The 5,961-nt window shown below is 73.1% G+C and carries 4 protein-coding genes and 1 pseudogene; 4 read left to right on the forward strand and 1 reads right to left on the reverse strand.

From position 1 onward, the window contains the following. Positions 1–1,066, reverse strand: a 1,066-nt coding sequence (locus ACSNOH_RS32805; RefSeq protein WP_436725102.1) for a sugar kinase, incomplete at its 3' end; no start/stop codon positions are given. Between the two features lie 99 nt (positions 1,067–1,165). On the opposite strand from ACSNOH_RS32805, the gene ACSNOH_RS32810 reads away from it, so the two are divergent. The 4 genes and pseudogenes from ACSNOH_RS32810 to ACSNOH_RS32825 form a co-directional block, all read left to right on the forward strand. Further along, positions 1,166–2,506 (forward strand): amino acid deaminase, encoded by a 1,341-nt coding sequence (locus tag ACSNOH_RS32810; protein ID WP_436725099.1) that lies wholly within the window; start codon positions 1,166–1,168, stop codon positions 2,504–2,506. A gap of 159 nt (positions 2,507–2,665) precedes the next feature. Further along, positions 2,666–4,291, forward strand: coding sequence for an N-acyl-D-amino-acid deacylase family protein (locus ACSNOH_RS32815; RefSeq protein ID WP_436725100.1), 1,626 nt, complete (start codon positions 2,666–2,668; stop codon positions 4,289–4,291). A gap of 76 nt (positions 4,292–4,367) precedes the next feature. After that, complete coding sequence (locus tag ACSNOH_RS32820; RefSeq protein ID WP_436725101.1) at positions 4,368–5,579, forward strand: pyridoxal phosphate-dependent aminotransferase; 1,212 nt, start codon at positions 4,368–4,370, stop codon at positions 5,577–5,579. A 106-nt stretch (positions 5,580–5,685) separates the two neighbouring features. Further along, positions 5,686–5,961, forward strand: a pseudogene (locus tag ACSNOH_RS32825) (hypothetical protein); the annotation flags it as partial.

Raw genomic sequence — 5,961 nt, forward strand, 5'->3', positions numbered from 1 at the left:
CGTCCCCGGCACCGACGGGGGCGACGACGTCGACGGCGGGAGCGGGGACGAAGACGACGGTGTCGTCACCGGTTGCGCCTCCGGCGCCGTACACGGACGTACGTACAGACGAGCGTGCAGACGTGGACGTAGATGCAGACGTGGACGTAGATGCAGACGTACGTACATACGCCGTCGCCCCCGCCGCGCCGTGCTTCACGACGAGCATCCGCGGTTCGGGCAGGGCGGAGCGGATCGCGGCGGCGCCGCGGAGGCCCCAGGCCGCCTCGGCCTCGTCCTCGCCGACGAGGACGAGATCGCTCCGGCGGGCGAGGGAGGCCAGGACGGCGGGTCCGCCGGAGGCTTCGGAGGCCGGGGCGTCGCGCCACAGCGCCACGCGGTAGTTGACGTCGAAGGAGACGAGGGGGCGGCCGGGGCGGCGCTCGGTAAGGGCGCGGACGAGGGCGAGGCAGCCGGGCGAGAGCGCGGCGGTGATGCCGGTGAGGTGCAGCACGCGGCCGGACCAGGCGGTGGCGCGGCGCACCACCGCCGGCGACATGGCGGAGGCGGCCGATCCGGCGCGGTAGTAGAGGACCTCGGAGAGGGGCGGGCCGCCGTCGCCGGGCGCGGCGGGGAGGCCCACGGACCGCTCCCCCGCCGTACGGAAGTACAGGCCCGTCGGCCGGGCCGGGTCGCGCTGGACGGCGGAGACGTCCACTCCGTACGCGGCGATCGCGGCGACGAGGTGGTCGCCGAAGGCGTCCGTGCCGACCCGGCTCACCCACGCCGCCCGGTGTCCGGCGGCGGCCAGGGCGCAGGCGACGTTGGACTCGGCGCCGCCGATGCCCCGGGCGAAGGCCGCCGCGCCGGCGAGCGGGTCGCCTTCCGTCACCGGCCGGAAGGCGACCATCGACTCGCCGAGGCACACGACGTCGGTGCGCGGGGGCGGCGGCACGGCTGCGGTCACGGTCGGGCCCTCACTCCTCGGTCGGGGGTTCGGGTCGGGGTTTGTACGCGTCCTGTCACGGTCACTCCCGGGGCGTGAGACGACCGTTGACCCGCTACTGGGCGGGATGTTAGACAGCAGCCAGCGCACTGCGCAATGAGCATTGCACAGAGTGCAACGCCCTACAGTGCCGCATCACTTCAGCACCGCGCCACCCCACCAGACCCCCCGGGAGGCTCCATGGCCACCGCCGACGCGACCACCGACGCGACCAACGATGCGACGACCGACGCGAGCGCCGACGCGAGCGCCGACGCCGTCGCCCAGCTCGCGGACACCCGCGTCGACCACCGCTTCAAGGGCCTGCCCCCGGACGCCGAGGGCCTGACCGTCGGCGCCCTGGCCGCCGAGCGCCGCTCGCTGTTCACGGGCGGCTTCACCACGCCCGTGCTCGCCCTGTCGGCGGAGGCTCTCGACCACAACCTCGCCCTCATGGAGCGCTGGTCCGCAGGTCACGGCCTGGCCTTCGCGCCGCACGGCAAGACCACCATGGCGCCGCAGCTGCTGGAGCGTCAGATCGCGCACGGCGCGTGGGGCATCACCGCGGCGACCGTCTCCCAGGTCCGTGTCTACCGCGCCCACGGGATCCGCCGCGTCTTCCTCGCCAACGAGGTCGTGGACGCGGCGGCCCTGCGCTGGCTCGCCGCCGAGCTGGACGCCGACCCGGACTTCCGCCTGTTCACCTACGTCGACTCCGTCCGCGGCGTCGAACTGATGGACGCCGCCCTCCGCGCGGCCGGGGCCCGCCGCCCCCTCGACGTCGTCGTCGAGCTGGGCGCCGCGGGCGGCCGCACGGGCTGCCGCACCGAGGCCGACTGCACGGCCGTGGCCGACGCCGTGGCGGGCACCGGCACGCTGCGGCTTGCGGGCGTCGGCGGCTACGAGGCGGAGATCCCGGGCGCCGACGGCGACCTCGTCCGCGCGTGGCTGCGCCGGCTGACCGCGCTGGCCGCCGATTTCGACAAGGCGGGCCGGTTCCGGGACGTGGCGGAGATCGTCGTCAGCGCGGGCGGCAGCGCGTGGTTCGACGCGGTCGCCGAGGTCTTCGCGGAGCTGCCGGAGCTGTCCGTTCCGGTGCTGAAGCTGCTGCGGTCGGGCGCGTACATCACCCACGACGACGGGACGTACGAGAAGAAGACGCCCTTCAACCGGCACCCCGAGGAGGGCGGGCTCCGCCCGGCCTTCCGCCTCTGGGCCCAGGTCGTCTCCCGCCCGGAACCGGGCCGCGCCTACCTCAACGCCGGCAAGCGGGACGTGCCGTACGACCTGGGGCTGCCCGTGGTGCGGGCGGTGCGGTCGGCGCGGGACGGCTCCGTACGGGACGTTGCCGCCGGCATGACGGTGATCGGTCTCGCCGACCAGCACGCGTTCGTGGAACTGCAGGAGGGGGCGGAGCTGGAGGTCGGCGACTGGGTGGGGCTGGGTTTGTCGCACCCGTGCACGGTGTTCGACAAGTGGCAGCTGATTCCGCTGGCCACGGAGGACGGCACGGTCACGGATTACATCCGCACGTTCTTCTGAGACCTCGGAGACCTCGGAGGCGGCGGGCCGACCCTTCCACCGCCGGGCGGAGGTTCCCGCCGCCGCGGCGCGCAACCCCCACCGAAGGTGCCCGGCGATGCCGGACTACCCGCAAGTACCGGGCGCTGCCACACCCCCCGTCACGAAGGGAGCGCACCAGTGGACACCGTCTTCCGCGACGTACGCGTCATCGACGGAACCGGCGGCCCCTCCTACCGGGCCGACGTCGCCCTGGCCGGAGGCCGCATCGCCGCCATCGCGCGCGAGGGCGAACCCCGGCCCACCGCGCGCCGCACCGTGGAGGCGCAGGGCCTCGCCCTCTCCCCCGGCTTCATCGACATGCACGCGCACAGCGACCTCGCGCTCCTCCGCGACCCCGCCCACACCGCGAAGGCCGCCCAGGGCGTCACCCTGGAGGTCATCGGCCAGGACGGCCTGTCCTACGCGCCGGTCGACGACCGCACCCTCGCCGGTGTCCGCGCCCAGATCGCGGGCTGGAACGGCGGCGGCCCGGAGGACGGGTCCGTCGAGTTCACGTGGCGCACCGTCGGCGAGTATCTCGACCGCCTCGACCACGGCTTCGGCGGCGAGGGCATCGCCGTCAACGCCGCCTACCTCGTCCCGCAGGGGACCGTCCGCGCGCTCGCCGTCGGCTGGGAGGACCGCCCGGCGGCACCGGCCGAGACCGAGCGCATGAAGCGGCTCGTCGCGGAGGGGCTGGCGCAGGGCGCGGTCGGCCTCTCCTCCGGGCTCACGTACACGCCGGGCATGTACGCGACGGACGCCGAGCTGACCGAGCTGTGCCGCGTCGTCGCGGCGCACGGCGGCTACTACTGCCCGCACCACCGCTCGTACGGGAAGGGCGCCCTCGCCGCGTACGAGGAGATGATCGCTCTGACCCGCCGCGCCGGCTGCGCCCTGCACCTCGCCCACGCGACCATGAACTTCGGCGTGAACGAGGGCCGCGCCCCCGAGTTGCTGGCCCTGCTCGACGCCGCGCTCGCGGCGGGCGCGGACGTCTCGCTCGACACGTACCCGTACACCCCCGGCTGCACGACGCTCGCCGCGATGCTGCCGAGCTGGGCGAGCGAGGGCGGCCCGGCGGCGGTCCTGGCGCGGCTGCGCGACGACGGGACGGCCGCGCGCATCCGGTACGCGATGGAGACCGAGGGGGCGGACGGCTGCCACGGCGTGCCGATCGACTGGGAGGCGATCGAGGTCTCGGGCGTAGCGGACCCGGCCCTCGCCCCGGCGCACGTGGGCAGCACGATCGCCCGCACCGCCCGCGAGCGCGGCGAGGAGCCGTGGACGACCGCGCGCCGCCTGCTGATCGCCGACCGGCTGGGGACGACGATCCTGCAGCACGTGGGCCACGAGGAGAACGTCCGCACGATCATGCGGCACCGGGTGCACACGGGCGGCAGCGACGGCATCCTGCACGGCGGGAAGCCGCATCCGCGCGCTTACGGAACGTTCCCGCACTACCTCGGCCGGTACGTGCGCGAGCTCGGCGTGCTCTCGCTGGAGGAGTGCGTGGCGCATCTCACGTCCCGTCCCGCGGCGCGTCTGCGGCTGCCGGACCGGGGGCTCGTACGGGTCGGGTACCGCGCCGATCTCGTTCTCTTCGATCCGGAGACGGTGGCCGCGGGCGCTACTTTCGAAGCCCCGCGGACGCTTCCGACCGGCATTCCTTATGTCCTGATTGCCGGACGCTTTGTGATGGAAGACGGGCGCCGGACGGACGTCCTCGCCGGCCGCACCGTGCGGCGCACCGCACGGCCGTGATCAGCGGCTTCGGGGCGGTGCGGACGCCTCCGCAAACGGCGCGCGCCCCGTCCCCCGCCCCCGTATGGTGGCCGTCATGCAGGTGATCCAGTCAACGAAGCTCGCCAACGTCTGCTACGAAATCCGTGGCCCGGTGCTCGAGGAGGCCATGCGGCTGGAGGCGGCAGGTCACCGCATCCTCAAGCTCAACACCGGCAACCCGGCGATCTTCGGGTTCGAGTGCCCGCCGGAGATCCTCGAGGACATGCTGCGCAACGTCGGCGACGCGCACGGCTACGGCGACGCCAAGGGCCTGCTCTCCGCCCGGCGCGCGGTGGTGCAGCACTACGAGACGAAGGGCATCGAGCTCTCCGTCGAGGACGTCTACCTCGGCAACGGCGTCTCCGAGCTGATCCAGATGTCGATGCAGGCGCTGCTCGACGACGGCGACGAGGTCCTCGTCCCGGCGCCGGACTACCCGCTGTGGACGGCGTCCGTCTCGCTCGCGGGCGGCACGGCCGTGCACTACCGCTGCGACGAGCAGTCGGACTGGATGCCGGACCTCGCCGACATCGAGCGCAAGGTCACCGACCGCACCAAGGCCATCGTCATCATCAACCCGAACAACCCCACGGGTGCGGTCTACGACGACGAGATGCTGCGCGGCCTGACGGAGATCGCCCGCCGCCACAACCTGATCGTCTGCTCCGACGAGATCTACGACAAGATCCTCTACGACGGCGTCACGCACACCCCGACCGCCGCCATCGCCCCCGACCTGCTGACGCTCACCTTCAACGGCCTCTCCAAGGCCTACCGGGTGGCCGGCTACCGCAGCGGCTGGATGGCGGTCTGCGGCCCCAAGGCCCACGCCGACAGCTACATCGAGGGCCTGACGATCCTCGCCAACATGCGCCTGTGCGCCAACATGCCGGCGCAGTATGCGGTGGCCACGGCCCTCGGCGGCCGGCAGTCGATCAACGACCTGGTGCTGCCGGGCGGCCGGCTGCTGGAGCAGCGCGACGTCGCGCACGAGCTGCTGACGCAGATCCCGGGCGTGACGTGCGTGAAGCCCAAGGGTGCCCTGTACGCGTTCCCGCGCCTGGACCCGAAGGTCTACAAGATCAAGGACGACCGTCAGATGGTCCTCGACCTCCTCCGGGCCGAGAAGATCATGGTGGTCCACGGCACGGGCTTCAACTGGCCGGAGCCGGACCACTTCCGCCTGGTCACCCTGCCGAGCGCCAAGGACCTCGCGGACGCGGTGACGCGCATCGGCAACTTCCTGGACGGCTACGGCCAGCCGTAGCAGGCCGGGTCGCGACCGGTCGGCGGGCCGGTTATCTGTAGAGAGGACAACTTTAGACGCCGTCTAAGTTAGGATGGCCTTCTGAGGCATTCCCAGGAGGCCATCCATGTACGAACCGATCCGGACGCAATCGGTCCACACCATGGCCGCACAGCGCTGCAGCATGCGCGGCCTGCACCGCTCCCGCGAGGAGGAGCTGGACATCCGGCTCGCGTGGCACCTCACCGCGCTGCTGACCGTTACCGACGAACTCCGCGCCGTCACGCCCTCCCGCGCCCTGGACGACGCCGCGGACCGCCTCGCCGACCGCATCACCCGCATGCGCGGCCACGCCCCGCTCCGCGCCACCCCCTCGGCGGACCGCAGCGTCGTCCAGGGCGCG

It is taken from the genome of Streptomyces sp. URMC 127 (assembly GCF_051386535.1).
GTDB lineage: Bacteria > Actinomycetota > Actinomycetes > Streptomycetales > Streptomycetaceae > Streptomyces.

Excerpts from the sequence above, each read along its gene's own strand:
- ACSNOH_RS32810 (WP_436725099.1), top strand. The coding sequence starts at position 1,166 with ATGGCCACCGCCGACGCGACCACCGACGCGACCAACGATGCGACGACC.
- ACSNOH_RS32820 (WP_436725101.1), top strand. The coding sequence starts at position 4,368 with ATGCAGGTGATCCAGTCAACGAAGCTCGCCAACGTCTGCTACGAAATC.